Here is a 24,603-nt window from a genome sequence, read left to right on the forward strand (position 1 = left end):
AGAGCGCATCCACCGTCGCCTGTGAACGAGATGCGGGCCGCCCGCCGATAGGGGCGAGCGGCCCGCATCTGCAGAGCGGAACCGAGCGATCGGCGCGAGGCCGACCCTGGCTGAACTCTCTAGGCCTCCACGGTGATGCCGAAGGCCTCTGCGAGGCGCAGGATCTTGCGGGCGCGGCCGAGACGCGGGAGGTCGCTGCCGTCGCGGACCACTCCGCCGGAAGCGTCGAAGTCGGCGAGGAACTCGCGTGCCCAGAGGATGTCGCTCGTCTGCGGGCAGATGACCTCGTTGACGACGGCCGTCTGCTCGAGGCGGAGGCACAGCTTGCCGGTCATGCCGTGCTCGAGGGTCCACTCGGACTCGTTGCGGAGGACGCGGAGGCTCTCGTCGGTGGTGGGTCCGTCGACGGGGCCCGGGAGGCCTGCCGCCTTGGAGGAGACGGTGAGGCGCGAGCGTGCGTAGGCCATGGCCTCGCGGGTCGCCCACATGCCGGTGTCGCGACGGAAGTCGCCGCTGCCGAAGGCGAGGCGGAAGGAGCCGTCAGCGCGGGCGATGTTCGTGGCCTCTTCGAGTCCGAGTGCCGACTCGATGAGCGGTACGACGGGGATGCGCGCGCCGAGTCGCTGGTACGTGTTGACGACCTGCTCGGCCTGTTCCGTCTTGGCGAGCACGACTCCGAGGAGACCGGGGACTCCCGCGAGCTCGTCGACGTCGTCAGCCCAGAAGTCGGACAGGGTGTCGTTGATGCGCACCCAGGCGGCGTTGCCCGCCTTGAGCCAGGCGATGACGTCAGCTCGGGCGGCGGCCTTGTGCTTGGGGTCGACGGCATCCTCGATGTCGAGGATGACGACGTCGGCGCGCGAGGCTGCCGCGGCGTCGAAGGCTTCGGGCTTGGACGCCGGGACGAGCAACCAGGACCTGGCGTCTGCCGGGGGCACGACGTGTCCGGCGGTTGACTTGGGGTGGGGGCTCGCTGGAGCGTTCAGAACTCTCGCCTCATTCATCGACTGGATGCACGGGCCTGCTCGACCGCGTACGGCCGCGTGACACGCAGCCAAGGTGTGAGCTTAGTACGACGAAACGCGGTGTCCTCTTGCGGACCTCTACAAGAACGGCTCGGGATCCTGATCAGTAGGAGAACGGGATCAGGCCGATGAGGAAGAAGAAAACCGTGGGAACGAGGGTGATGACTCCGACGACGGAGCCGACGGAGGCTGGCATGTTGCGCCATCCGCTGGATCGAAGCGCGAGGATGCCGAAGACGATTGCGGCGACGGAGGTCAGCAGCTGCAGGATGCCGTTTGCGGGGCTCAGCACCCCGTAGATCTCGTAGCCGCCAGTGCGCGCCAGGACGCTCATCACGAAGGAGAGGAACGTCGTGAGGACCCACCCGCCAAGCGCGCTCGCCAGCGAGATCATGCCGAACAGGTTCGTCGAGAAGGAGAGCTCCTCGCGCAGGCTCGCGAAGGTGGCCAGCTGCTTCCGGCTCGGCCCCTTCGCCGGCTGAGGGTTGCCCGGCTGCTGGTAGCCACCCGGCTGCGCGTACTCGCCGGGTTGGGCGTAGCTGCCTGGCTGCTGGTAGCCACCGGGCTGCGCGTAACCGCCGGACTGCTGGTAGCCGCCCAACTGCTGAGGGTCACCGGATGCCTGACCGTATCCCTGGCCAGACGGCGCCTGACCCGACGGTGCCTGACCAGTGGGACCGTAGGCGGAAGGTGTGCCGCTGGGCGGAGTGCCGTAGCCAGACGCGCCCTGGGCTGCGGTCGACTGGGGGTCGGGGCTGTGCTGTCCGTTCCACTGGCTCGGTGTCGTCATGCGTTCACCCTAGGACTGTTGGTGTGTTCGTGACGCGGGCACCTCTGCCCGTCGCCTCTCTGCAATACGATTCGGTGCATGACGACGACGTTCTCCCCTTCGCCTGTTCTTGCCATCGATGCTGGCCAGAGCGGCATCCGCTCGCAGATCGATTCGGGCGAGGTTCGCTCCTTCGCCGCGATTCGCACCGACCTCCCGTTGGCGCCGCAGCTCGCGAGCGTCGTGGAGCAGTCGCTGCGTGATTCTGGGTTGACGGGGGTCACGGTGTCCGGTGGCGTGTCGGGGGTGACGCACGCGCAGACGGTTGCGGATGAGCTCGCTCTGCTGGTCGGGCAGTTCGGCGTCGCGAGGGTCTTCATCGCGCACGATTCGATCTCGGCCTTCCTGGGGGCCCTCGGGTCCGAGCTCGGTGCGGTCGTCGCCGCTGGCACCGGTGTCGTGACGCTCGCGGTCGGCGAGGAACGCCTCGCGCAGGTCGACGGCTGGGGCTACCTCGTCGGCGATGCCGGCTCCGGGTACTGGATCGGTCGCGCCGCACTGGACTCGGTGATGCGCGCCTTCGATGGCCGTGGTCCGGAGACGGCGCTCACCGAGGTCGTGCTCGCCCACCACCCAGATCTGCCGAGCATGTACGTATCGCTGCAGACGAACGAGGGGAAGGTCCGTCACATCGCGTCGTTCGCTCGGTCGGTCGGCGACCTGGCGGAGACGGATGCGGTCGCTGCTGCAATCCTGGCGGCGGCGGGCTCGGAGCTGGCCGCCTCGGTCGCGGCCGGGCTCACGCGGGTCGGTCTGCCAGGCGGGCGTGAGGTCGTGCAGGTGCGGGCGATCGGCAACGTGTTCTCGTCGCCGCATGTGGCCGCGGCCTTCCGGCGCTCGCTGCTCGAGCGGGTCCCGGAGGCTCAGGTGGCGGTGGGCGAGAGCCACCCGCTGGACGGGGCGGCGATGCTCCCCCATCTGGAGAAGGACCACGCGCTCATCGCCTCGATCGGGGTCGTGACGCTCTAGGTCGTGACGCTCTAGGTCGTGACGCTCTCGATCGTGACGCTCTCGATCGTGACGCTCGAGGCCCGCGCGCCGACGGCCTCCCCGAGAGGGTCGAGCGTCAGATCGCGAAGATGCGCTGCGAGGTCTCGAGCTTCTCGCCTGGCTCGAGCCAGGCGAGGTCGAGGCCGGAGTTGAAGGCGTCGGGTGCGCAGGTCATGGGCTCGACCGCGACGGCCTGGCGGTCCCATTCGATGCCAGGCTGATCGCTCGTGAAGACCTGCACCCACGGTGCGTCCGTACTCCAGGTCATGCCGACGCCCGTGCCGTCGGGGGTCGTGAGCGTCACCGTGGCGGTGTCGCCTTCGCCGAAGACATCGGTGAAGGCGTGGTCGATCTCCATCTCGCCGATGCGCCGGGCGGCCCGGAAGTCGAAGGCCCCCGCGACCTCCTCGACCGAGACGACCGAGCCGGGGAGCAGACGTGCGCCGTGGGCGTGCATGAGCTTCTGCGCGGGAGACTCGAGGGTCCATTCGTCGATCTGACCCTCGCCGGCGACCAGGTACGAGTGGGTGGATGCGCCGGCGGGTGCGGTCCCGGCTCCGACGTTCCGCAGCTCCACGGTCGTGGTGAGGCCGTCGTCGCCGAGCACATAGCTCGTGCGCACCTCGATGCGGAACGGGTAGCCCGTCTGCGGCTCGATCGTGGCCGTCAGCACGACGAGGTCGGGGCGGACATCCTCAGGTGCGAAGTCGAGCCACAGGGCGAGGCCGTGCAGGGCGTGCCCGCGCTTGGGCTCGGAGAGGGGCAGCTGCAGCTCCTGCCCGTCGATGCGATACCGGCCGTCGATGATGCGGTTCGGCCACGGGGCGAGCGTCGCCCCCTTGTACGCGGGTCGAACCTCATCCATGTCGAAGGTGTGCACGAGATGCCTGCCGTTGTGCGTGAGCTCGCGCAGGGTCGCACCGACGCTCGAGATCGAGGCCTCGTAGGCACCGTGCGAGAGGAAGTAGGAGGAGCCTGAGCGCGGGGTGATCGACATCTGTGGGGACTCCTCGGTGCTGTCGGGGGAAGGACCAAGGCAGTCTTTCACGCCGGGGTGAGACGGGCGGGTCGCAGGCACCCAGGGAGTGCTTCCCAGACCGCGTCACTAGCCTGAGACGATGACTCCAGCTCCTCAGCCCTGGCCGCAGACCGCACTCTGGTGGCACGTGTACCCGCTCGGCTTCGTCGGTGCGGACACGGCGGGCACTCCCCGCTCGAGTGCGATCGAGCATCGCCTCGATCGCATCACGGCGTGGCTGGACGAACTCGTCGCTCTCGGCCTCAACGGCTTGCTGCTCGGACCGATCTTCGCCTCGCAGACCCACGGCTACGACACGGTCGATCATCTCCGCATCGACCCGCGGCTCGGCGACGAGGCCGACTTCGACGCGCTCATCGCCGCCTGCCGTGAACGCGGCGTCCGCGTGCTCCTCGACGGAGTCTTCAATCATGTTGGCCGCGAGCACCCGTGGTGGCGCGAGGCCGTCGAGGCTGGCCCCGACTCAGGAGCCGCTGCACGGTTCGCGAGAGGTGCGGATGCGCGTGGGGTCGACGGACTCGCGGTCGACGTATTCGAGGGTCACGACGCGCTCGTAGTGCTCAACCACCAGCATCCTGAGGTCGTCGAGCTCGTCTCGAAGGCCATGGACCACTGGCTGGAGCGGGGCGTCGACGGGTGGCGCCTCGACGCGGCCTACGCGGTGCCGCCGCACTTCTGGCGGTCGACGATCGACCCGTTGCGTGAGCGGTTCCCGGACTCGTGGTTCGTTGGCGAGGTCATCCACGGCGACTACGAGGAGTACGTGCGAGAGTCCGGCATCGACTCGGTGACGCAGTACGAGCTGTGGAAGGCGCTGCGCTCATCCGTGCAGGATCAGAACCTCTTCGAGCTCGACTGGTCGCTGCAGCGGCACAACGACTTCGCAGAGCACTTCCTGCCGATGACGTTCCTCGGCAATCACGACGTGACGCGCATCGCGAGCGCCATCGACGATGAGCGCAACCACGCCATCGCCATCGCCATGCTGTTCTTCTTCTCGGGCGCCCCGAGCGTGTACGCGGGCGACGAGCGCGGGCTCGAGGCGCTGAAGGAGGAGCGGGCCGGCGGAGACGACGCCATCAGGCCTGAGTTCCCGCGCGACCCGAAGCAGTGGCCGGAGAACGCCTACTCGCAGGCGCACCGAGACGCGATCGCGTTCCGGCGCCAGCATCCCTGGCTCGCGACTGCGCGCATCCGCACGGAAGAGCTCGCGAACACGGCGGCACTGTTCATCGCCGAGGGCAGCGAGGGCGAGCGGGCTCTCCTCGCGGTGAACCTCGGCGACGACTCGGTGCAGCTCGGCGGCCGATCCGTCGACGGCCACGGTCTCGAACGCTGGAGCGACGGCAGCTAGCGACGACGGCTGACCAACTTCAGTGCGGAGAAGCCCCGGATCAGTCCGAGACGACCCGGAATGACCTGTTCAGCACTGAAGTTGGTCAGGGCGCGCGTCAGTGCATCGAGACGAGGGAGTCCTGCTCGGCTGATTCCGACGGCACGAGCGGGCGGTCCTTGGTGCCCCTGATCATGAAGCCGGCGATGAGCGCCGCGAGGAGCATGGCACCCGCGGCGGCCAGGAAGACCGCCGAGTAGCCGTTCGTGAAGGCCTGCAGCTGCGTCTCGCCCTCCTCGACTCCCGAAGCAACGGCGTTCGCATAGAACACGGTGAAGACGGAGAGGCCGATCGACCCGCCGATCTGCATGGTCGAGTTCACGGTTGCCGCTGCGGCACCAGCGTCGTGCGGCTCCACGCCCGTGAGCGCGAGGTTCTGCAGTGGGACGAAGATCATCGAGAGGCCGATGCCGAGCAGCACGAGTCCGGGCAGGATGTGCGTGAGGTAGCTGCCGTCGACGGTCACGCCGGAGAGCAGCAGGAGTCCGCCGGCGACGACGATCGGGCCGACGAGCATGAACGGGCGTGGCCCGAACTTGGGGAGCAGACGCGCCCAGACAGGGACGCACACGAGGATGACGACGGTCATCGCGACGTTCGCGAGGCCCGCGACGAGCGGCTCCATTCCCATGACGATCTGCAGGTGCAGCGCGAGGTACATGGTGGCGCCGATGAGCACGCTGCCGATGACGGCCTGGATGAGGAACGCGCCGCCGCGCACCCGGTCGAGCACGACCCGCAACGGGAGCAGGGGCTGGGCGACGCGGGTCTCGATCCACACGAATGCGGCGAGGAGTGCAACACCGAGCGCGAGGAAGCCGATGGTCCCGAGGGATCCCCAGCCCTCCTCGGCGAGGCTGAACCCGTAGACGAGCGAGCCGAGGCCGAGCGACACGGTGACGGTGCCCCAGAGGTCGTAGGTGTTGTCACCCTCGGCCTTGCTCTCCTTCAGGACGATGAGCGCCCCGATGACACCGGCGATGACGAAGAAGACGTTGACGAGCAGGCACCAGCGCCAGCTGGCGAACTCGGTGAGCGCTCCGCCGAGCACGAGGCCGACCGCGGCCCCGCTCCCGCCGATGGCACCGAAGACGGCGAACGCGGTTGTGCGCTCCTTGCCGGAGGGGAAGCTGACGGTGAGCAGCGCGAGGGCGGCGGGGGCGAGGAGCGCGGCGAAGAGACCCTGGAGTCCGCGGGCGAGGATGAGGTCGAAGGCACTCTGGGCGAAGCCGCCGTAGACCGAGGCGACCCCGAAGCCGATCATGCCGACGAGGAAGGCGCGCTTGCGTCCCCAGTAGTCGGCGACTCGACCGCCGAGCAGCAGGAGCGCCCCGAAGACGAGGGCGTAGGCGGTTACGACCCATTGCCGCTGCACGTCGGTGAGGCCGAGCTCGATCTGCGCCTGCGGCAGTGCGATGGTGACGATCGTGCCGTCGAGCACGACGACGAGCTGGGTGAGGGCGAGCACGGCGAGTGCCCACCACTTGGAGATGGTGCGTGGCGCGGATGCGCGCTTGACGGAAGACGCGTCAGAAGACAAGAAAACCCTCCAGGTTCTCAGAAAGCGAGTGCTGGAGGTTTCAAGCCTCGGACCGAGGACGTCGCCGCCTCGACCTACCCGAGCGGCGACGCTCGACAGATCGGCCACCTTAGCAAGTCCCGAAGCTCGACATAAGTCCGCCGGTGCGGGTGCGTGCCGGAACGACGAAACCCCCGGAACCGAAGTTCCGGGGGTTTCGTGTTCCCAGTGCTCTTGCTCTGGGACCCTGGTGCGCGAGGGGGGACTTGAACCCCCACACCCGAAGGCACACGGACCTGAACCGTGCGCGTCTGCCAATTCCGCCACTCGCGCCAACCTCCGAGAGATTACCAGACACTGTCGCAGAGTGCGAAACCGGGGCGTGGATGCGAGCGTCTCAGACCCGAGGACGCCCACCGGGGAAGCGCCCAGGCAGGGCACCGAAAGCCCATAGCCGAGGCAAAGAAGTCGGACATCCAGCCCAGTGCCGTTAGCATGAAACAGATTCGCGCCACCCGGTGCGGGCTGTTGCGTGCCCTCGAGAACCAGGAGACATGTGGGAATCCTCGACAGATTTGAGCGTGGGCTCGAGCGTCTCTTCAATGGTGCGTTCGCGAAGACCTTCCGCTCTGGGCTCCAGCCCGTCGAGATCAGCGCCGCGCTGAAACGCGAGATGGACACCAGGGCGTCGATCGTCACACGCGACCGCGTGCTGGTCCCGAATCGCTTCAACGTGCAGATGTCGCAGGTCGACTACACGCGCATCTCGCAGATCGCTGGCATCCAGGACGAGCTCATGCGCGTCGTCGAGCAGCATGCCGCGAAGCAGGGCTACCAGTTCTCGGGTGGCCTCAGCATCAAGTTCCTGGAGAACGACTCGCTCTCTGAGGGACGCATCGAGGTCGACTCGCGCAGCGTGCAGGGCCAGGTCGCCTGGGCCCCCATCCTGGATGTCGATGGCGAGCGCATCCATGTGGGCGTCGGATCGACGGTCATCGGGCGCGGCTCCGAAGCCGACATCACGATCGCCGACACCGGCGCGTCGCGGAAGCACGCCGAAGTCGTCTGGGACGGGAAGCGTGCCGGTATCCGCGATCTCGGCTCGACGAACGGGACGAAGGTCAATGGCCGTTCGATCTCCCAGGCGGGTCTCGAGCCCGATTCGACCATTCAGATCGGGCGTCACCGTATTGTGTTCCGGGTGATCCCCCAGGCCGACCCGAGCGACGACACCGGGTACCTCCCGCGACAGGGAGGCCTCACATGACCAGTGAGCTGACTCTCCTCGTCTTGCGCCTCGCCTTCCTGGCCGCGCTCTGGATCTTCGTCTTCTCCGTCATCTACTCGCTTCGCAGCGATCTCTTCGGCACCCGATCGTCCGCCTACAAGCAGGCCATGGAGAAGTCGCGCCAGCAGGTGTTCGCCTCGGCCGACAACGACGCCGCACCGGCACCGGCCGCCGCGCCTGCCGCTCCCGTCCGCTCATCCGACTCGGGTGATGCTGGTCCAGGAAGCCACCGGCCGCCGACTCCCGTGCCCAGTCCGGCTGCGCGCTCCGAGCGGCCGAGCAAGCTGGTCATCACCTCCGGCCCGAAGCGCGGCACGGAGCTGTCGCTGCGCAGCGAGCCGCTCTCGATCGGCCGATCTGGCGACTCCGACCTCGTCATCCAGGACGACTACAGCTCCACGCACCACGCGCGCCTGCTGCTCTGGAACGATGCGTGGATGGTGCAGGACCTCGACTCCACGAACGGCACCTACGTCAACGGCAAGCGCGTCTCCCAGCCGACCCACGTCCCGGTCGGCACGCCTGTGCGCATCGGGACGACGACGTTCGAGCTGCGATAGGCATGCTGGTCATCGCGCGCGCCGGCGCCGTCTCCCATGTCGGCAAGGTCAGAAGCAACAACCAGGACTCCGGCTTCGTCGGCACCAACCTGTTCGTCGTCGCGGATGGCATGGGCGGGCATGCCGGCGGTGACGTGGCGAGCGCGATCGCGGTCAAGCACTTCGCGGAGAACGACGAGCAGTACTCGAGCACCGAAGACGCCGAGCAGGCCATGACGGAGATGCTGCTCGACGCGAACGCCCTCATCGCGGGCGCCGTCGAGGAGCACAGCGAGCTCCGCGGCATGGGAACCACGGTGAGCGCCCTCAGCCTCGTCGGCCAGTCCCTCGTGCTCGCGCACATCGGCGACTCGCGGGTGTACCGGTTCCGCGATGGCTCTCTCGTGCAGATGACCGTCGACCACACGTTCGTGCAGCGGCTCGTGGATGCGGGCCGCATCACGGCGGAGGAAGCACTCACCCACCCGAGGCGCTCGGTGCTCATGCGGGTGCTCGGCGATGTCGAGACCAGGCCTGACGTCGACACCGAGGTCTTCGACATCCAGGAGGGCGACCGCTGGCTGCTCTGCTCGGACGGCCTCTCGAGCTACGTCGACGAGTCGCAGATCGAGCGCACCCTGGCTCGCATGGACGAGTCGAGCCGCGAGATCAGCGATGACCTCGTGCAGCTCGCGCTCGACAACGGCGCACCGGACAACGTGACCGTGGTGATGCTCGAGATCGGCCCCGAGCCCCTCGAGCCCATGAAGACGCGAGTCGTGGGATCAGCCGCGAACCCGCTCCGCTACTCGGCGAACCTGCAGAAGCGCAGCAACCAGATCATCCCGTCCATCCTGCACCCCCTGCGGCGGCCCGCCCCTCGCCCGCAGGACGAGGAGTTCGTCCCGTTCAGCGACGAGGCGCTGCAGGAGCTCATCGCGGAGGACAAGCGACGAAAGCGCCTCCGGCAGGTCTCGTGGCTCGCGGCGTCCATCGTCTTCCTCGCGGCCGTCGCCGGTGCTGGGCTCCTCGCCTACAACTGGACGCAGCAGCAGTACTACGTCGGTGAGAGCGTCGGCTACGTCGCCGTCTACCAGGGCGTGCAGCAGGGCATCGGACCGATCACCCTGCACGAGCTCACCGAGACGACCGACATCAAGATCTCGAGCCTGCCCGAGTATCAGCAGTCGCAGGTCGACAAGACGATCAGCGCCGGCGACCGCGAGGCCGCCAACGAGATCGTGGAACGGCTCCGAGATGCCATTCCTGAGTAAGCAACGCGAAGAGGCGCCCGTCGTGCCCGGGGCCCCGAGGAAGACAGGTCAGGGGCTCCGCAACATGGAGCTCGGCCTGCTGGTCTTCGCGTTCATCATCAACTTCTCGGCGCTGCTGCTCGTGCAGCTCGGCGTGCGCGGCACCTTCGACTTCAACGTCGTCACCCTGTCGGCCATCATCGGTGCGCTGACTCTCGGCGTGAACATCGTGCTGCGCTTCCGCGCGCCGGGCGCCGACCCGTTCATCCTGCCCATCGCGGCGGTGCTCAACGGCCTCGGCATCGCGATGATCTACCGCATCGACCTGAGCAATCCTGCGCTTGAGGGCGTCTTCTGGACTCCCTCGACGCAGCAGATCGTGCTCACGATGCTCGCGGTGGGCGTCGCGATCGCAGTGCTCATCGCGCTCAAGAACCACCGAGTGCTGCAGCGCTACACGTACGTGTTCATGGCCATCGCCATCGTGCTCCTGCTGCTGCCGCTCATCCCGGGGCTTGGCCGTACCGACGTCGCCGCGCGCGTGTGGATCAGCATCGCGGGCTTTTCCTTCCAGCCCGGTGAGATCGCGAAGATCGCGCTTGCGATCTTCTTCGCCGGCTACCTCGTCACGGCCCGCGACTCGCTCTCTGTCGTCGGCAAGAAGTTCCTGTGGATGCGCTTCCCGCGGGTCAGGGATCTGGGGCCGATCCTCGTCGTGTGGGCCGTGTGCATGGGCGTGCTGGTCTTCCAGCGCGACCTGGGAACCTCCCTGCTGTACTTCGGCCTGTTCCTCGTCATGGTCTTCGTCTCGACGGGGCGCCTCTCGTGGGTGCTCATCGGCCTCGGCCTGTTCATCGGCGGCGCGCTCATCGCGGCGAACACGCTCGGCTACGTCGAATTCCGCGTCCACGCCTGGCTCGACCCCTTCGACGACGAGATGTACGAGGCGGATGGCGGCAGCTACCAGCTCGTGACGGGACTCTTCGGCCTCGGTGCCGGCGGTCTCATCGGCAAGGGCCTCGGCTCGGGCAGCCCCGGCACGACCCCCCTCGCGTCGAGCGACTTCATCATCGCGGCCATCGGCGAGGAGCTCGGCATGGCCGGCATCTTCGTCGTGCTGCTGCTCTTCGTGATCTTCGTGGCGCGCGGCTTCCGCATCGGCCAGCAGGGGGTCGACGACTTCGGGCGACTGCTCGCGACGGGCCTCGCGTTCACGATCGCGGTGCAGGTGTTCGTCGTGGCAGGTGGCGTCATGCGCGTCATCCCGCTGACGGGCCTCACGATGCCCTTCATGGCGGCGGGCGGCTCGAGCCTGCTCGCCAACTGGATCATCGTCGCGATCCTTCTCAGACTGAGCGACACCGTGCGTAACGTGCCGACGGAGGCGATCGACGAATGAGCAAGAACATCCGCCTCGTTGGCGTCCTCGTCATGATCATGTTCATGTCGCTGTTCGTCGCGTCGACGAGCATCCAGGTCTTCCAGGCCGAGTCGCTCCGCGACGACCCACGCAATAACCGCACCCGTGAGGAGAGCTTCGAGATCCAGCGTGGTCCGATCCTCGTCGACGGGACGCCGATCGCGTCTTCGACGCCCGTCGACACTGCCTACAAGTACGAGCGACAGTACGAGAACGGCCCCCTATACGCCGCCGTGACCGGGTACTACTCGATCAACGGCGCATCCACTGGCCTCGAGGGTGCCCTGAACCCGGAGCTCTCCGGCAGCAGCGACACGCAGTTCTTCCAGGGACTCGAGCGTCTCTTCACGGGCCAGGACCCAGCTGGTGCATTCGTCGAGACGACGATCGATCCCGTTGCCCAGCAGACGGCTGCGGATGCTCTCGGCGAGTACAAGGGTGCGGCTGTGGCGATCAACCCGGCGACGGGCGCGATCCTCGCGATGTACTCGACGCCGACGTTCGACCCGACTGTGCTCGCCGGACAGGACTCCGAGACCGTCGAGGAGGCCTACCGGAATCTCCTGGCTGACCCGAATGATCCTCTCCAGAACCGCGCCATCGGTGGCGACATGAACCCGCCCGGCTCGGTGTTCAAGCTTGTCGTCGCGGCCGCGGCACTGGAAGACGGGCTCGCGACGGCCGAGTCCCCGCTCCCGAACCCGGCGACGCTCACGCTCCCGGGCACCAACGTCTCGGTGAACAACCCGTCCGCCGGCGCGAAGTGCGGAAGCGGCGACACGACGAACCTCCGGATCGCCCTCGAGCAGTCGTGCAATGTGCCGTTCGCACAGCTCGCCATGGACCTCGGCGCCGACAAGGTACGCGCTATGGCTGAGGCGTTCGGCTTCAACCACGAATTCGAGATCCCGATGACGGCGAGCGCGAGCAGCTACCCGACGGCGCTCGACGACGACGCGCAGCTCGCGCTGACCGGCTTCGGCCAGTTCGACGTGCGGGCGACCCCGCTCCAGTTCGCGATGATCTCAGCGGCCATCGCCAACGGCGGCGAGGTCATGAACCCGTCGCTCGTGGAGAGCATCCAGACTCCGACGTTCCAGGAGATCCAGGGACCGGAGATCTCGAGCTATGGCAGGGCCATCAGCGAGGAGACTGCGGCATCACTCCAGTCGATGATGGAGGGCAGCGTGAACTCGGGCGTTGCCAGTAATGCAAGAATTGACGGGATCAACGTGGCTGGGAAGACAGGGACCGCGGAGAACGGCGAGGGTGAGCCGTACTCGCTGTGGTTCACAGGATTCGCCGAATCGGGCGATACGCAGATCGCGGTCGCGGTAGTGCTCGAAGACGGTGGCGGAATGGGACAGTCTGGGACCGGAAATGGCCTGGCGGCGACGATTGGGCAGCAAGTGATGAAGGCGGTGCTGAGCAGATGAGACCAGCTGCAGGTGTTTCGTTCGGAGACCGATACAAGCTGAGCTCGCGCATTGCCATCGGCGGCATGGGCGAGGTCTGGGAGGCGACCGATCAGGTGATCGGGCGCACCGTTGCCATCAAGATCCTCAAAGACGAGTACATGGGCGACCCCGGCTTCCTCGAGCGCTTCCGCGCGGAGGCGAGGCACGCCGCTCTCGTGAACCACGAGGGAATCGCCAACGTGTACGACTACGGCGAGGAGAACGGCTCCGCCTACCTCGTCATGGAGCTCGTGCCAGGCGAGGCGCTCTCGACCGTGCTCGAGCGCGAGCGCGTGCTGCCGCCCGACCAGGTCATGGACATCGTGTCGCAGACGGCACTCGCCCTGCACGCGGCTCACAAGGCCGGCCTCGTTCACCGCGACATCAAGCCAGGCAACCTGCTCATCACGCCAGACCGCCGCGTGAAGATCACCGACTTCGGCATCGCTCGGATCGCCGACCAGGTGCCGCTCACGGCGACGGGTCAGGTCATGGGCACCGTCCAGTACCTCTCGCCCGAGCAGGCCTCCGGTCACGCCGCGAACCCGTCCACCGACATCTACTCGCTTGGCATCGTCGCCTACGAGGCGCTCGCAGGCAGGCGCCCGTTCACGGGTGAATCGCAGGTCGCGATCGCCATGGCGCACATCAACGACGAGCCTCCGGCACTGCCCGTGACGGTGCCAGAGCCGGTTCGCAACCTCGTGCTCGCTGCCATCGCGAAGAAGCCGGAAGACCGGCCGGTCTCAGCGGAGGTCTTCGCTCGAGCTGCACGCGCACTGCGCGACGGCAACGTCACGCGGGCAGCGCAGGCGGTCCCCGCGGTTCTCGGTTTGACGGCCGCCGACGAGGTCGGTGACGCCACCGCTCCGCTCGATCGCACCGCCATCATGGACGAGGGCGCACGCACGACCGTGCTCGGCACGGCCGCGGGCACGACCGAGGTCATGAAGGACGACTTCGACACGCTCATCGGAGGAACCCCGGTCGAAGGCGCAGAAGAGGATTCGACCTCGCTCGTCTCCCCGGCAGACGAAGAGCGCAAGAAGCCGGCTGCCTGGTTGTGGGTACTCATCGGAGCGATCATCCTCTTCGCTGCGGCCCTCGCCTGGTTCGCGTTCGCGCTGGTGACCAACAACACCGACGCCGACGCGACGACGACACCCCCGCCCTCGATCACGGAGACGACACCGGTCGAGACTCCGTCGCAGGAGCCGACCCCCAGCGTCAGCACGCCGACCAACGTGTCGATCGCGCAGGCCGACTACCTGGGCCTCGACTACGACACGGCGGCGAACCGCATCTCGGAGCTCGGGCTGACCCCGGCACGCGCCGAGGGCCCGGTCGCGACGAACCAGGAAGACGTCAACACGGTCACGGCGGTCAGCCCGACCGGAACCGTCGACCTCGGCTCCACCGTGACGCTCACCGTGTACGCGAACATGGAGACGCCGAACACCCCGACGACGGCTCCGACCGTCACCGTCAACGCGGCGGGTACGCAGGCGACCATCAGCTGGCCGTCGTTCCAGTGCCCTCCCGGGCAGAGCCTCTCCGCGTACAACCTGAACGTGTCTGGCGCCGAATCCCCGGGCAGCGTGACGGGAACCTCGGTCAACGTCAACGTCAACGACGGCTCGACGATCGTCGAAGCCTCGTACAGCGCCACCTGCGGCTCGGGCAACACGAGTGCCGACTCACCCACGGGTTCCGCGACCGTCCCACAGCCGACGCCGAGCACGTCAACTCCGCCGTCAACCGACCCAGAGGGCTGATCTCGGCGGCCCGGCGGGCGGATGCACAAAGCAACGAATTCGCTCAACTCCATGCATCCACATGGAACGCGCGGTTCACAGCTCCGATGGCACCGATCACTCATTCGCGTCGAGATAAGATCGGCAGACTAACGAGGCTTGAGCTTGGCGAACACTGCCAAGGGGAGAGGAGCTTGCTTCCGTGATGCAGGGCGAACGCACGCTCGCGGGCCGATATGACATCGGTCGGCGTATTGGTCGTGGAGGTATGGCTGAGGTCTACCTCGGGACCGACGAGCGTCTTGGCCGCCGCGTCGCCGTCAAGCTCCTCAACACGCAGCTCTCCGGCGAGCCCGACTTCCGGTCGCGCTTCCGACAGGAGGCACAGGCCGCTGCCCGGATGACGCACCCGACGATCGTCCGCGTCTTCGACGCAGGCGAGGACACGTTCGTGCGCGCCGATGGGCACGAGCTTGTCGTGCCCTACATCGTCATGGAGTACATCGAGGGGCAGCAGCTTCGCGACGTCATGGCCGGTGCCCCGCTCGCCGACACGCAGATCCACGAGTACATGACGGGCATCCTGACGGCGCTCGAGTACTCGCATCGTGCTGGCGTCGTGCACCGCGACATCAAGCCCGGCAACATCATGATCACGCCGGAGGACACGGTCAAGGTCATGGACTTCGGCATCGCCCGAGCCATCTCCGACACGGCGGGCACGATCGCCCAGACGACGGCGATCCTCGGCACCGCCTCCTACTTCTCGCCCGAGCAGGCGAAGGGCGAGAACGTCGACGGACGAAGCGACCTCTACTCCGCAGGCATCGTGCTCTACGAGATGCTGACCGGCAAGGTCCCGTTCCAGGGTGACTCCGCCGTAGCCGTCGCCTACCAGCACGTCACCGAGCGCCCCATCGACGCCAACGAGATCAACCCGAAGGTCTCGAAGGCGATGAACGCGGTCGTCAAGCGCTCCCTCGCGAAGAACCGCGAGGACCGCTACCAGTCGGCCTCGGAGTTCCGACGCGACCTCGACCTCGCGGCGCAGGGCATCATGCCGGCGTTCGCCACGAAGGTGGAGGACGACGACCGCACCCAGCTCTTCGGCCCAGCCCCCTCTGGCGTGAGCGCCACGGAGTCCGCCTTCAACTCGCTCTCGGAGACCGACGACCGCGCACCGCAGGTGCAGCGGCGTCCCCCAGCGATGTGGATCTGGGGCGCCGCGGCGCTCCTCGTCGTCGTCATCGTGGCCGTCAGCATCTGGGTGTCCTCCCTCCCCCAGGTCGGCCAGCTGCCCGACACGAGCGTCGATGTGCCAGACGTCGTGGGCGAGCAGTGGGACGCGGCGCGCACGACACTCGAGGACGCCGGCCTGACGCCCGTGCGTGCGGCGCAGACGAGCGATGAGGTCCCCGAGAACCAGGTCATCAGCACGACGCCGGGCTCAGGACTGAGCGTCTCTCCCGGCCAGGAGATCACCGTCCTGGTCTCGACTGGCCCGTCTGCGGTCACGATGCCGGACATCAACGGCATGACCGTTGAGCAGGCGACGGTCGCGCTCCAGGGCGCGGGCTTGAGCGTCGGCCAGATCACGTCAGAGGACTCTCCGACGGTCGCTGCCGGCACGATCGTCCGCAGCGACCCTGCGGGCGGCTCCAGCGTCGCCGCGGGCTCCAGCGTCAACCTCGTGACGTCGACGGGCAACGTGGCGCTGCCTGACCTCATCGGCCAGCCCCTCGAGTCGGCGACTGCCACGCTCCGTGAACTCGGGCTCCTCGCGGTCGTGAAGCAGGACCCGGGCTGCCTCGCGGTCGACGGCGACCCGATCGTGAACATGTCGGTCCCATCAGGACCAGTCGCCCAGCACTCGCAGGTCGAGGTCACCTACTGCACGTCCGTGCCGGCCCCGCCGGAGACGACCGCGCCAGCACCAGAACCCACCTCGAGCGCGGGCCCCTCCTCAACGGAGGAGTAGCGGCGCACGACGACTCGCGAGCAAGGTCGCGGTGACCGCGCAACGCGTTCCGGCTCCTTCCGATGATCGGGAGGAGCCGTCGCTGTCAGGATGCCATTGTCGCTGAGGAGCCAGCGATTCCGAGGCCGACGGTGACGTCGTTCTGGGGCGTGAGCAGTGCATCCGCCCACGGGAACGCGTAGAAGACCAGACCGTAGAGAGCGGCTGCGATCACGACGAGCGTGATCAGGAGCTTGACGGGCCATGGCCCGGGGAGCACACGCCAGAGCGCGCCGTACATCAGAGACCCCCTTGCGTGGCGACGGACGCGGCGATCGACGCTGGCGGGCCGTCGGCCCGCGGCGTGAAGCTGTCGAACACCGCGTACCCGATGATGCGCTCTGCCGTCGACCAGAACGGGTTGCAGCTCATGATCATCATGAGCCGGTCTGTGCCGGTCTGCTCCGGGTAGCGAGGCACCGAGCCGAGCACGTCGACCTGTGTGGGGGCGACGTACTCGCCGGAACGATACGAGTAGGTGTACCAGCCGTCGGCGGTCTCAACGACGAGTTCGTCGCCGAGCTGCAGCTCGTGGATCTTCTGCATCGAAGCCCCGTACGCAAGACGGTGGCCCGCTATGGCGAAGTTGCCGACCTCACCGGGCATCTGCGAGTCGGGGTAGTGGCCGATGTTGTTGTCGAGCACCTCGTGCTGTTCGATTCCCTGCGCGATGGGACGGGCGTAGTCGGCCCCCCAGGTGGGAACGTAGAGAATCGCGAAGCGCTCGTTCGTGACCGTCGGCGCCGAGGAGATGGGGATGCCGATGGCCGGATCCGTTGTGGTCACGGTCGTCGCTTCTTCACCGCCATCCGCGAGCACCTGGCTGAGTTCCTGCCCGGCCTGGTTCTGCTCATCGCCGACGATGAGGTCGTTGAGCCAGTACTTCCACCCGACGAAGAGCAGGACGACGACTCCGAGGGTCATGAGCACTTCACCAGAAACGCCGATGATGCTGAGCCGCCGCCTCGGCTTCGAGCCCGTGACCTTCGACGAGTCCTCGCGCTGCCGGGATGCAGCCTGCTGCTCTCGGAGGCGTCGCTCGGACCTGGTCTCGTAGCCGTCGTCGGCCGCGAGGAGAGACTCGATCGAGGTCGTCCCGTCGTCTCGTCCGGGCCGTTCAGCAGATGGCATAGGAGCAATCATAGATAGGATGGCCCGCATGTCTCGTGAGAAGTCCAGCGACTCCAAGTCCGACGAGCCGGAGAAGAAGACTCCGGCCGGTACGAAGAAGCACCGTTCCTCGGAAGCGTCCGCAGCTGCGGCCGCTCTCGCGGCGACGGAGAAGCAGCGTCGGCAGAAGCGCGCCTCCGGGGTGAGCGACAGCGACGAGCGCAACCCGAACCCGGTCTGGTTCAAGCCGCTCATGTTCGGCTTCCTGCTGCTCGGGTTCCTCTGGATCATCGTGTTCTACCTGACGAGCGGTGCTCTCCCGATCGCCGAACTCGGCTCATGGAACATCCTCGTGGGCTTCGGCATCGCGTTCATCGGCTTCATCATGACGACGAACTGGCGTTAGCAGCCCCAAACAAGTTATCCACAGGGTCTCGAATGACAGCTGTGTAATTCATCCCCAGGTGTGCATAACCCTGTGGATAACTCTCACACAACACAGAGAAGCCGCGCATCCGACCGGATGCGCGGCTTCTTTGATCCTGCGAAGCAGACGGGACAGCTAGCCAGCTACCGCCAACGGCAGCTGGGAGACGCTGACGGTGGCACCCACGACGATGAGGACGCCGAGGGCCGCCACTATCCAGAGCCCCTTCTGTGAGGGCTTCGCCGATTTCGACTCCCAGAGGAACAGCCAGGAGCACAGCGCTCCCGTGACGAGCCCACCAAGGTGCGCCTGCCAGGCGATGCCCGGGATCACGAACCCCATGACGACGTTGATGCCGACCAGCACGATGAGCGACATCGTGTTCATCCGGGCCTGCCGCATAACGACGAAGTACGCGCCGAAGAGACCGAAGACGGCACCGGAGGCGCCGAGCACCGTGGTGTTCGGGGCGACCAGCGCGATCGCGAGCGAGCCACCGAGCGCACTGACGACGTAGAGCGCAGCGAACCTCAAGTGCCCGTAGACCTGCTCGAGTACCCGACCGAAGATCCACAGCGTCAGCATGTTGAACGCCAGGTGGAAGACGGTCGAGTGCGCGAACGCCGAGGTCAGCATGCGCCACGGCTCGAACGCCCCGCTACCCGCGTGAGAGTAGATGCCGTGGTAGACGAGGATGCCCGTGAGCCAGTCCCCCGTCACCTGCTGCAGCAGCCAGAGGACCGCCGAGATGCCGATGATGGCGTAGGTGACGAGCGGACGCTGATCCTGCCCGAGCCGTCGCAGCCGCGTGCGGGCCGAGGGCCGCTGTGCGGCCTTGGCCTTCGCGTTCGCTTCCCGGATGCACTCCGGACAGATCACGCCGACTGGCGCGAGTGTCTGGCATTCGGGGCACACGGTGCGCCCGCATCGCTGACAGAGCACGAAGCTCTGTCGGTCTGGGTGCCGGTAGCAGAAGTTCTCACGCTGCTGCGACAGCTCGGGTGATGTCATGCGGGGAGTGGCTCCTGGAGGTTAGAGCTGCTCGACGGCGACGCTCTCGATGACGACGTCCTTGAGCGGCTTGTCACGGCCGTCGGTGGGGACCTTCGCGATCGCGTCGACGACGGTGCGCGACTCATCGTCCGCGACGCGGCCGAAGATGGTGTGCTTTCCCTGGAGCCAGGGAGTGGGGTCCGTCGTGATGAAGAACTGCGAGCCGTTCGTGCCGCGTCCCATCTGCTTGCCGGCGTTCGCCATAGCGAAGATGTAGGGCTCGTTGAAGTTGAGCTCTGGGTGGATCTCGTCGTCGAACGCGAAGCCGGGACCGCCGGTGCCGGTGCCCGTGGGGTCACCGCCCTGGATCATGAAGTTGGGGATGATGCGGTGGAAGATCACGCCGTCGTACAGGGGCGTGCTCTTCGTCTGGCCGTCACGAGGGTCGGTCCATTCGAGCTCACCCGTGGCGAGGCCCACGATGGTCTTGACCGTGTTCGGCGCGTGGTTGCCGAAGAGCTCCACCTTGATGGGGCCGTGGTTCGTGTTGATCGTTGCGAGTGCAGTGGCGATTGACATGCTGGTCATCTTTCCATAGCCCCCCGACTTCTCTCCTCCCTGTCCGCCGACAGCGTGCGGTGATTCAGGTTCCGTGTGGCAGAAGCGTGCCAAGATATGCAGTACCTACTTGTCAACGTCCGGAGGTACCAATGGCCCTTTCACGGAAGCAGTCGCGTGAACTCAAGCGTCTCCGCAAGGACGCAACAAACTTGTGGAGCGAGCAGCAGTCTGTCATCGAGCACGCTCGAGGCATCCTGCAGTCGGCAGGCGTGAGCGCGAAGGGCTTGGCTGAGTCCGAGCTCGTGCCCGCGCTGCAGAAGAGCTACGACAACAACGTCCGCCCCAGCTTCGACCGCAGCTACAACGCCGCGCGCGACAAGTACGAAGACGCGAGCGTCCGTTTCAACGGCAAGGTCCTTCCTGTCGTGGCCGGCCTCTCCGGCTCGCTTGCCGGCACGGTGAGCAACCTCGCTTCGAAGAACGACGACTTCAAGGACGCCGCTGGCACCGCGAAGAAGGTCTCGAAGGAGCTCAACTCGCGCGCCAAGAAGGCGTCGAAGGCGTACGACAAGAAGTACAACAGCTCCGGCGTCGGTGTCGGTGGCTGGCTGCTCATCGGTGCAGGCGTCGCCGCCGTCGCAGCCGTGGGCTATGCCCTCTGGCAGACCTTCCGTGCAGACGACGACCTGTGGATCGCCGACGAGGAGCTCGACGCTCCCGTCACGACGGTCTCGCCCGCGTCGGCAGCGAACTAGTTCTCGCCGCACACATGCACGACTGGCCCCGCACTCACCTGGTGAGCTGCGGGGCCTCGTCGTAGGCGGCGACGATGACCTGCGCGAGCGCGTCCGCCACTGCTGGTTTGGCACCTCGCCACCACGCGAGTCTGACCTCGATCGTCGGGGCGTCCCGCAGCGGTCGGTAGGCGATACCGGGTCGCGGATGCTGCGCCGCCGTAGCCCCGCTTGTCACCCCGTAGACGTCGCCGTCCGCGATGAGGGTGAGCCACTCGTCGAGCGAGCTCGTGGGGATGAAGACCGGGGCGCGTTCCGCCGGCCAGAGCGAGCCGACCGTCGTGCCGGTGCGTGCATCCACCGCCATGGTCTTGCCGGCGAAGTCGTCGAGGAGCAGCGCCCTGCGTCTGGCGAGCGGATCGTCGTTCGCGAGGACGGCGACGCGTCGTTCCTCGCCGAGGCGGACCGTCTCGATTCGGGGATCACGGGGAACCGTGCGGAACACGGCGAGCTCGACCTCGCCGTCGAGGAGCCCCGCCGTCGCGGTGTTGCTCTGCCGGAAGACGAGGTGCGACTCGGGATGCTGCGCCCGCCAGGCGCGCTGCACGGCACCGGTGTGCGCGCCGAGGGTCGACCAGGCATAGCCGACTCTTACCTCCCGCGTCGTCTCGGCGACCTCGTCGCTGATGAGACGCACCTCGAGCAGCACCCGGCGGGCGCGGGTCAGGACACGCTCGCCGAGTGGCGTGAGCGCGACGTGTCGAGTCGACCTGGAGAGCAGTTGGGCTCCGAGCTGCGTCTCGAGGGCGAGGATCGCCCGGGAGACGGCCGCCTGCGAGCAGTGGAGCTCGATCGCCGCATCGGTGAAGGTTCCCGTGTCGACGACCGCGGCGAGGGCGCGCAGGTGACGAATCTCCAAACTCATGCGTCCAGCGTATAACTCCCGCGTGTCGCGCATTTCTGGGCTTGCGGGGGCGGGGTCACCATTGGCTCATGACAGGAACCGGGAGAACGGCCTCCGCTGCCGCACCACGCAGCGTGGTGACGGGTGCGGCGATGCTGACCGGAAGCGGGCTCTCGAACCAGCTCGGCGCGGCACTCGGCGCCCTGGCCTTCGGCCCCCTCGGCACCTCGGGCGTCGTGGCCATCCGCCACCTCGTGTCCGCAGCCATCCTCCTGCCGGTCGCGCGCCCTCGCCTGCGGAGCTTCACTTGGGCGCAATGGTGGCCCGCACTCCTCCTCGGCGTCGTCTTGGCGACCATGAACCTGTCCTTGTACGGAGCCGTCGACCGCATCGGGCTGGGGCTCGCCGTGACCCTCGAGTTCCTCGGACCCCTCGCCGTGGCCCTATGCGCATCCCGAACGAGGGCCGATCTCCTCCTCGCGGCCGGCGCCGCTGTCGGCGTGTACGTGCTGCTGCTCCCAGACGCGTCGAGCGACGTCCTCGGCTACGCCCTCGGACTGCTCGCGGCGTGCTGCTGGGCGAGCTACATCCTGCTCAATCGGATGCTCGGCGGTCGCCTGAGCGGCCTCCAGGCACCCGCCACGGCAACGCTCGTTTCGAGCCTGTTGACGCTCCCGATCACGGTGCAGCTGATCGCGGAGGGACGGCTCCTCGGCTGGCCACTGCTGCTGGCTGCGCTCTCCGGTGTGCTGTGCTCCGTCATCCCGTACTCGATCGACGTCATCGCGCTCCGCTGGGTGACGACGAGGTTCTTCGGGGTGTTCATGAGCATCAACCCGATGTTCGCGGCACTCGCCGGCGTCGTGGTGCTCGGGCAGGTGCCCGTAGCGCACGAGTGGATCGGGATGGCCATGATCGTGGCCGTCAACGCAGTCGCCGTCTCTCGCAACCTCCGCGGGTCTCGTGTCGCCCGCACGCCCCGTGACGGGGTCGCACCCTCCAGCGCCTAGCGGGGGGCCCGAATCGAACGCAGGTGCCCGTTGGCCGGACGCTCCTCATGGAGCCTGAGCCCCACATCCACGAGCGACACCGTGCGGAGCGCGGCTATCTCATCGAGGTCGAACCAGCGAGCCTCGTCCGTCGAGCCGCCCCGCTCGTTGCGGAGCTCGCCGCTCACGATGCTCGCCTCGTAGACGACCCGAACCGACTGCATGGGCGTCTTGCCTGGCTCGAGCCGGTCGCGGCCCGCGATGATGTGCGAGTCGATGCCGAGGAGCCGGTCGATGGACGCGTGGTAGCCGGTCTCCTCCCAGATCTCACGAACGACGCCGTCGATCGGATCCTCGCCGGGGTCGGTGCCACCGCCGGGCAGGGTCCAGCCCGAACGGCCGCGGTCACGCCAGTGCGCGAGGAGGATCTGCCCATCGCGCACGATGACACCGTAGGAAGCGAGTCGTCGATGCACGGAACCCCCAAAGATCTCTGCCGAGGTCTCGAGGTCAGCGGCCTGATGCCTGGGCCGACCCGAACCACGGGCGCTCGCTATCGTACGCCGACGCGCGCCGGGCCTCCGCACAGGGAGGCACCGACGCGCGATCGACGGGCGCTGGCATCTGCCCGGATCAGCGACGCAACGTCTTGCGCGCTGCCCAGTTCCCGAGGAACTGCAGACCCTGCACGATCACCACGATGACGATGACCGCAGCCCACGTGACGGCCGGGTTGAACTGGCGGTAGCCGTATTGGATGGCGAAGTCACCGAGACCGCCTGCGCCGATGGCACCGGCGATCGCCGACATGTCGACGAGAGCGACGACCGCGAACGTATAGCCGAGGATGAGGGGCCCGAGCGCTTCGGGGACGACAACCGACCATACGATCTGGAAGCGCCCGGCTCCCGCGGACCGTGCTGCCTCCACCACGCCTGGCGACACCGTGAGCAGGTTCTGCTCGACGAGGCGCGAGATCCCGAACGTCGCAGCGAGCGACATGGCGACGATGGCCGCTTCTGCCCCGATCCCCACGCCGACGATCATCCGCGAGACCGGCTGCACAGCAGCGATGAAGATGATGAACGGGATGGGTCGGAAGAAGTTCACGATGATGTTGACGATCGTGCTGACGACCGGCTGCTCGTAGAGGTTGCCCTTGCGCGTCAGATACAGCAGCAGGCCGACGAAGAGTCCGCCGACGCCACCGAAGACGAGGCTCAGGGCCACCATGTAGAGGGTGGCGCCTGTGGCTTCGAAGAGCTTCGGCAGCAGGTCGATCACATCGTTCATGCGGCACCTCCAGCATTGGTGTCCTGGAATTCCGTCACGACGGCGAGTTCCCTGATCTGGTCGAGCGCTCTGCGCTGTGCTGCGGCATCGCCCTGCAGGGCGAACGTCAGATCGCCGAACGACCTCCCGCGGATCTCGTTCATGCCTCCGTAGACGAGCTCGACGGTGATGCCTGCCTCGTGCAGGATGCGCAGCGCCTGGCCCTGGTTCGTCCGCCCGTCGCGGAAGCTCAGCGTCACGAGAGTTCCCGGGTGTCGCGCATTCAGGTCGGACCGCAGGGCAGCATCCGGAACTCCCTGGACGACCGTCGAGACGAACCGCTGGGTCGCGGGCGCCTGCGGGTTCGCGAAGATATCGAAGACCTCGCCCTGCTCGACGATCTTGCCGTGCTCCATGACGGCGACGTGGCTCGCGATCTCCTTCACGACGTCCATCTCGTGGGTGATGACGATGATCGTGACCCCGAGCTCCTGGTTGGCCTTCTTGAGCAGCTGCAGCACATCGGCCGTGGTCTGCGGATCGAGGGCGCTCGTGGACTCGTCGGCGAGCAGGATACTGGGGTTCGTTGCGAGCGCACGGGCGATGCCAACACGCTGCTTCTGACCGCCGGAGAGCTGGTCGGGGAAGGCGCGGGCCTTCTCGGAGAGCCCCACGAACTCGAGGAGTTCGGCGATGCGCTTCTCGCGCTCCGCCTTGGGGGTCTTCGCGACGCGCAGCGGATACGCGACGTTGCCGGCGACGTTGCGGGAGTTGAAGAGGTTGAACTGCTGGAAGATCATGCCGATGCCCGCGCGCACCGAGCGCAGCTTCGTCTCGCTGAGCGTCGTGATGTCGACGCCGTCGACGTGGATGCTGCCGGACGTGGTCGGCTCGAGCGCATTGATGAGGCGCACCATGGTCGACTTTCCAGCCCCCGAGTAGCCGATGACCCCGTAGATGTCGCCGGCCTCGACGTTGAGTGAGACGCCGTCGACGGCTCTGGTCGCCGGGGCTCCGCGCTTCGGCGACGGATACTCCTTGACGACGTCGGTGAGTGTGATGAGGGCCATGTGTTCGCTCTCGCCTTCTT

23 protein-coding genes, 1 tRNA gene and 1 pseudogene are annotated in these 24,603 nt (G+C 67.2%); 12 read left to right on the forward strand and 13 right to left on the reverse strand.

From position 1 onward, the window contains the following. Positions 1 to 119 precede the first annotated feature (119 nt). Together GV007_RS04400 and GV007_RS04405 are read right to left on the reverse strand one after the other, a co-directional pair. Complete coding sequence (locus GV007_RS04400) at positions 120 to 938, reverse strand: HpcH/HpaI aldolase/citrate lyase family protein (RefSeq protein WP_236558325.1); 819 nt, start codon at positions 936 to 938, stop codon at positions 120 to 122. Positions 939 to 1,128: 190 nt separating this feature from the next. After that, on the reverse strand, positions 1,129 to 1,815 hold the full coding sequence (locus tag GV007_RS04405) for a hypothetical protein (protein WP_160071169.1): 687 nt from the start codon (positions 1,813 to 1,815) through the stop codon (positions 1,129 to 1,131). Between the two features lie 78 nt (positions 1,816 to 1,893). On the opposite strand from GV007_RS04405, the gene GV007_RS04410 reads away from it, so the two are divergent. Beyond that, entirely contained in the window at positions 1,894 to 2,823 is a 930-nt protein-coding gene (locus GV007_RS04410; RefSeq protein ID WP_160071170.1) for an N-acetylglucosamine kinase, read from the forward strand. A 97-nt stretch (positions 2,824 to 2,920) separates the two neighbouring features. Here the strand turns inward: GV007_RS04410 and GV007_RS04415 are convergent, their stop codons facing one another. Next, a complete protein-coding gene (locus GV007_RS04415) occupies positions 2,921 to 3,841 on the reverse strand; it encodes an aldose 1-epimerase family protein (protein WP_160071171.1) in 921 nt (306 codons plus the stop codon). Positions 3,842 to 3,962: 121 nt separating this feature from the next. Between GV007_RS04415 and GV007_RS04420 the strand changes: the two genes are divergently transcribed. Next, positions 3,963 to 5,237, forward strand: a complete 1,275-nt coding sequence (locus GV007_RS04420; RefSeq protein ID WP_160071172.1) for an alpha-amylase family glycosyl hydrolase — start codon at positions 3,963 to 3,965, stop codon at positions 5,235 to 5,237. 97 nt (positions 5,238 to 5,334) lie between these two features. Here GV007_RS04420 and GV007_RS04425 read toward each other — a convergent pair whose 3' ends face one another. Beyond that, positions 5,335 to 6,816, reverse strand: a complete 1,482-nt coding sequence (locus tag GV007_RS04425; protein WP_201297565.1) for an MFS transporter — start codon at positions 6,814 to 6,816, stop codon at positions 5,335 to 5,337. A gap of 227 nt (positions 6,817 to 7,043) precedes the next feature. Beyond that, positions 7,044 to 7,128 (reverse strand) — tRNA-Leu (locus GV007_RS04430). Between the two features lie 223 nt (positions 7,129 to 7,351). On the opposite strand from GV007_RS04430, the gene GV007_RS04435 reads away from it, so the two are divergent. From GV007_RS04435 to pknB, 7 genes are all read left to right on the forward strand, one after another. Then, positions 7,352 to 8,062 (forward strand): FhaA domain-containing protein, encoded by a 711-nt coding sequence (locus GV007_RS04435; protein ID WP_104244082.1) that lies wholly within the window; start codon positions 7,352 to 7,354, stop codon positions 8,060 to 8,062. After that, a complete protein-coding gene (locus tag GV007_RS04440) occupies positions 8,059 to 8,643 on the forward strand; it encodes an FHA domain-containing protein FhaB/FipA (protein ID WP_160071173.1) in 585 nt (194 codons plus the stop codon). Before GV007_RS04435 ends, GV007_RS04440 begins: the two co-directional genes overlap by 4 nt. A gap of 2 nt (positions 8,644 to 8,645) precedes the next feature. Then, positions 8,646 to 9,896 carry a Stp1/IreP family PP2C-type Ser/Thr phosphatase gene (locus GV007_RS04445; protein WP_201297567.1) on the forward strand — a complete coding sequence of 417 codons (1,251 nt, stop codon included), beginning with the start codon at positions 8,646 to 8,648 and terminating at the stop codon, positions 9,894 to 9,896. Continuing rightward, positions 9,880 to 11,274: an FtsW/RodA/SpoVE family cell cycle protein gene (locus tag GV007_RS04450; protein ID WP_160071174.1), complete on the forward strand. Its 1,395-nt coding sequence runs from the start codon at positions 9,880 to 9,882 to the stop codon at positions 11,272 to 11,274. The genes GV007_RS04445 and GV007_RS04450 overlap by 17 nt, the downstream gene beginning before the upstream one ends. Continuing rightward, positions 11,271 to 12,731 (forward strand): peptidoglycan D,D-transpeptidase FtsI family protein, encoded by a 1,461-nt coding sequence (locus GV007_RS04455; RefSeq protein ID WP_160071175.1) that lies wholly within the window; start codon positions 11,271 to 11,273, stop codon positions 12,729 to 12,731. Before GV007_RS04450 ends, GV007_RS04455 begins: the two co-directional genes overlap by 4 nt. After that, positions 12,728 to 14,527 carry a protein kinase domain-containing protein gene (locus GV007_RS04460; protein WP_160071176.1) on the forward strand — a complete coding sequence of 600 codons (1,800 nt, stop codon included), beginning with the start codon at positions 12,728 to 12,730 and terminating at the stop codon, positions 14,525 to 14,527. The genes GV007_RS04455 and GV007_RS04460 overlap by 4 nt, the downstream gene beginning before the upstream one ends. Before the next feature lie 184 nt (positions 14,528 to 14,711). Further along, positions 14,712 to 16,484 (forward strand): Stk1 family PASTA domain-containing Ser/Thr kinase, encoded by a 1,773-nt coding sequence (gene pknB, locus GV007_RS04465; protein ID WP_160071577.1) that lies wholly within the window; start codon positions 14,712 to 14,714, stop codon positions 16,482 to 16,484. Positions 16,485 to 16,569: 85 nt separating this feature from the next. On the opposite strand, the gene GV007_RS04470 is transcribed toward pknB, so the two are convergent. Further along, positions 16,570 to 16,764: a hypothetical protein gene (locus GV007_RS04470; RefSeq protein ID WP_160071177.1), complete on the reverse strand. Its 195-nt coding sequence runs from the start codon at positions 16,762 to 16,764 to the stop codon at positions 16,570 to 16,572. Then, entirely contained in the window at positions 16,764 to 17,654 is an 891-nt protein-coding gene (locus GV007_RS04475) for a class E sortase (RefSeq protein WP_160071178.1), read from the reverse strand. Before GV007_RS04475 ends, GV007_RS04470 begins: the two co-directional genes overlap by 1 nt. Positions 17,655 to 17,805: 151 nt before the next feature. Here GV007_RS04475 and GV007_RS19155 point away from each other — a divergent pair. Beyond that, positions 17,806 to 18,039: pseudogene (locus GV007_RS19155) on the forward strand (cell division protein CrgA); the annotation flags it as partial. Positions 18,040 to 18,195: 156 nt separating this feature from the next. Here the strand turns inward: GV007_RS19155 and GV007_RS04485 are convergent. Together GV007_RS04485 and GV007_RS04490 are read right to left on the reverse strand one after the other, a co-directional pair. Next, the gene (locus tag GV007_RS04485) at positions 18,196 to 19,071 is read right to left on the reverse strand and encodes a rhomboid family intramembrane serine protease (protein WP_104300362.1); all 876 of its coding nucleotides are present in this window, start codon (positions 19,069 to 19,071) and stop codon (positions 18,196 to 18,198) included. 21 nt (positions 19,072 to 19,092) lie between these two features. Then, positions 19,093 to 19,632, reverse strand: coding sequence for a peptidylprolyl isomerase (locus tag GV007_RS04490; protein WP_160071180.1), 540 nt, complete (start codon positions 19,630 to 19,632; stop codon positions 19,093 to 19,095). Between the two features lie 131 nt (positions 19,633 to 19,763). Here GV007_RS04490 and GV007_RS04495 point away from each other — a divergent pair, with 131 nt between their 5' ends. Further along, the gene (locus tag GV007_RS04495) at positions 19,764 to 20,369 is read left to right on the forward strand and encodes a hypothetical protein (RefSeq protein ID WP_236558330.1); all 606 of its coding nucleotides are present in this window, start codon (positions 19,764 to 19,766) and stop codon (positions 20,367 to 20,369) included. A gap of 34 nt (positions 20,370 to 20,403) precedes the next feature. Here GV007_RS04495 and GV007_RS04500 read toward each other — a convergent pair whose 3' ends face one another. Beyond that, positions 20,404 to 21,273, reverse strand: a complete 870-nt coding sequence (locus tag GV007_RS04500) for a LysR family transcriptional regulator (RefSeq protein WP_160071182.1) — start codon at positions 21,271 to 21,273, stop codon at positions 20,404 to 20,406. A 68-nt stretch (positions 21,274 to 21,341) separates the two neighbouring features. On the opposite strand from GV007_RS04500, the gene GV007_RS04505 reads away from it, so the two are divergent. After that, positions 21,342 to 22,262, forward strand: coding sequence for an EamA family transporter (locus GV007_RS04505; RefSeq protein WP_160071183.1), 921 nt, complete (start codon positions 21,342 to 21,344; stop codon positions 22,260 to 22,262). On the opposite strand, the gene GV007_RS04510 is transcribed toward GV007_RS04505, so the two are convergent. The 3 genes from GV007_RS04510 to GV007_RS04520 form a co-directional block, all read right to left on the reverse strand. Further along, entirely contained in the window at positions 22,259 to 22,717 is a 459-nt protein-coding gene (locus GV007_RS04510) for an NUDIX hydrolase (protein WP_160071184.1), read from the reverse strand. The genes GV007_RS04505 and GV007_RS04510 overlap by 4 nt on opposite strands. A gap of 157 nt (positions 22,718 to 22,874) precedes the next feature. Next, positions 22,875 to 23,534 carry a methionine ABC transporter permease gene (locus GV007_RS04515; protein ID WP_104244057.1) on the reverse strand — a complete coding sequence of 220 codons (660 nt, stop codon included), beginning with the start codon at positions 23,532 to 23,534 and terminating at the stop codon, positions 22,875 to 22,877. Further along, positions 23,531 to 24,583 carry a methionine ABC transporter ATP-binding protein gene (locus GV007_RS04520; RefSeq protein WP_160071185.1) on the reverse strand — a complete coding sequence of 351 codons (1,053 nt, stop codon included), beginning with the start codon at positions 24,581 to 24,583 and terminating at the stop codon, positions 23,531 to 23,533. The genes GV007_RS04515 and GV007_RS04520 overlap by 4 nt, the downstream gene beginning before the upstream one ends. Positions 24,584 to 24,603: the final 20 nt, after the last annotated feature.

This window comes from Pseudoclavibacter sp. 8L (genome assembly GCF_902506465.1).
Taxonomy (GTDB): domain Bacteria; phylum Actinomycetota; class Actinomycetes; order Actinomycetales; family Microbacteriaceae; genus Pseudoclavibacter.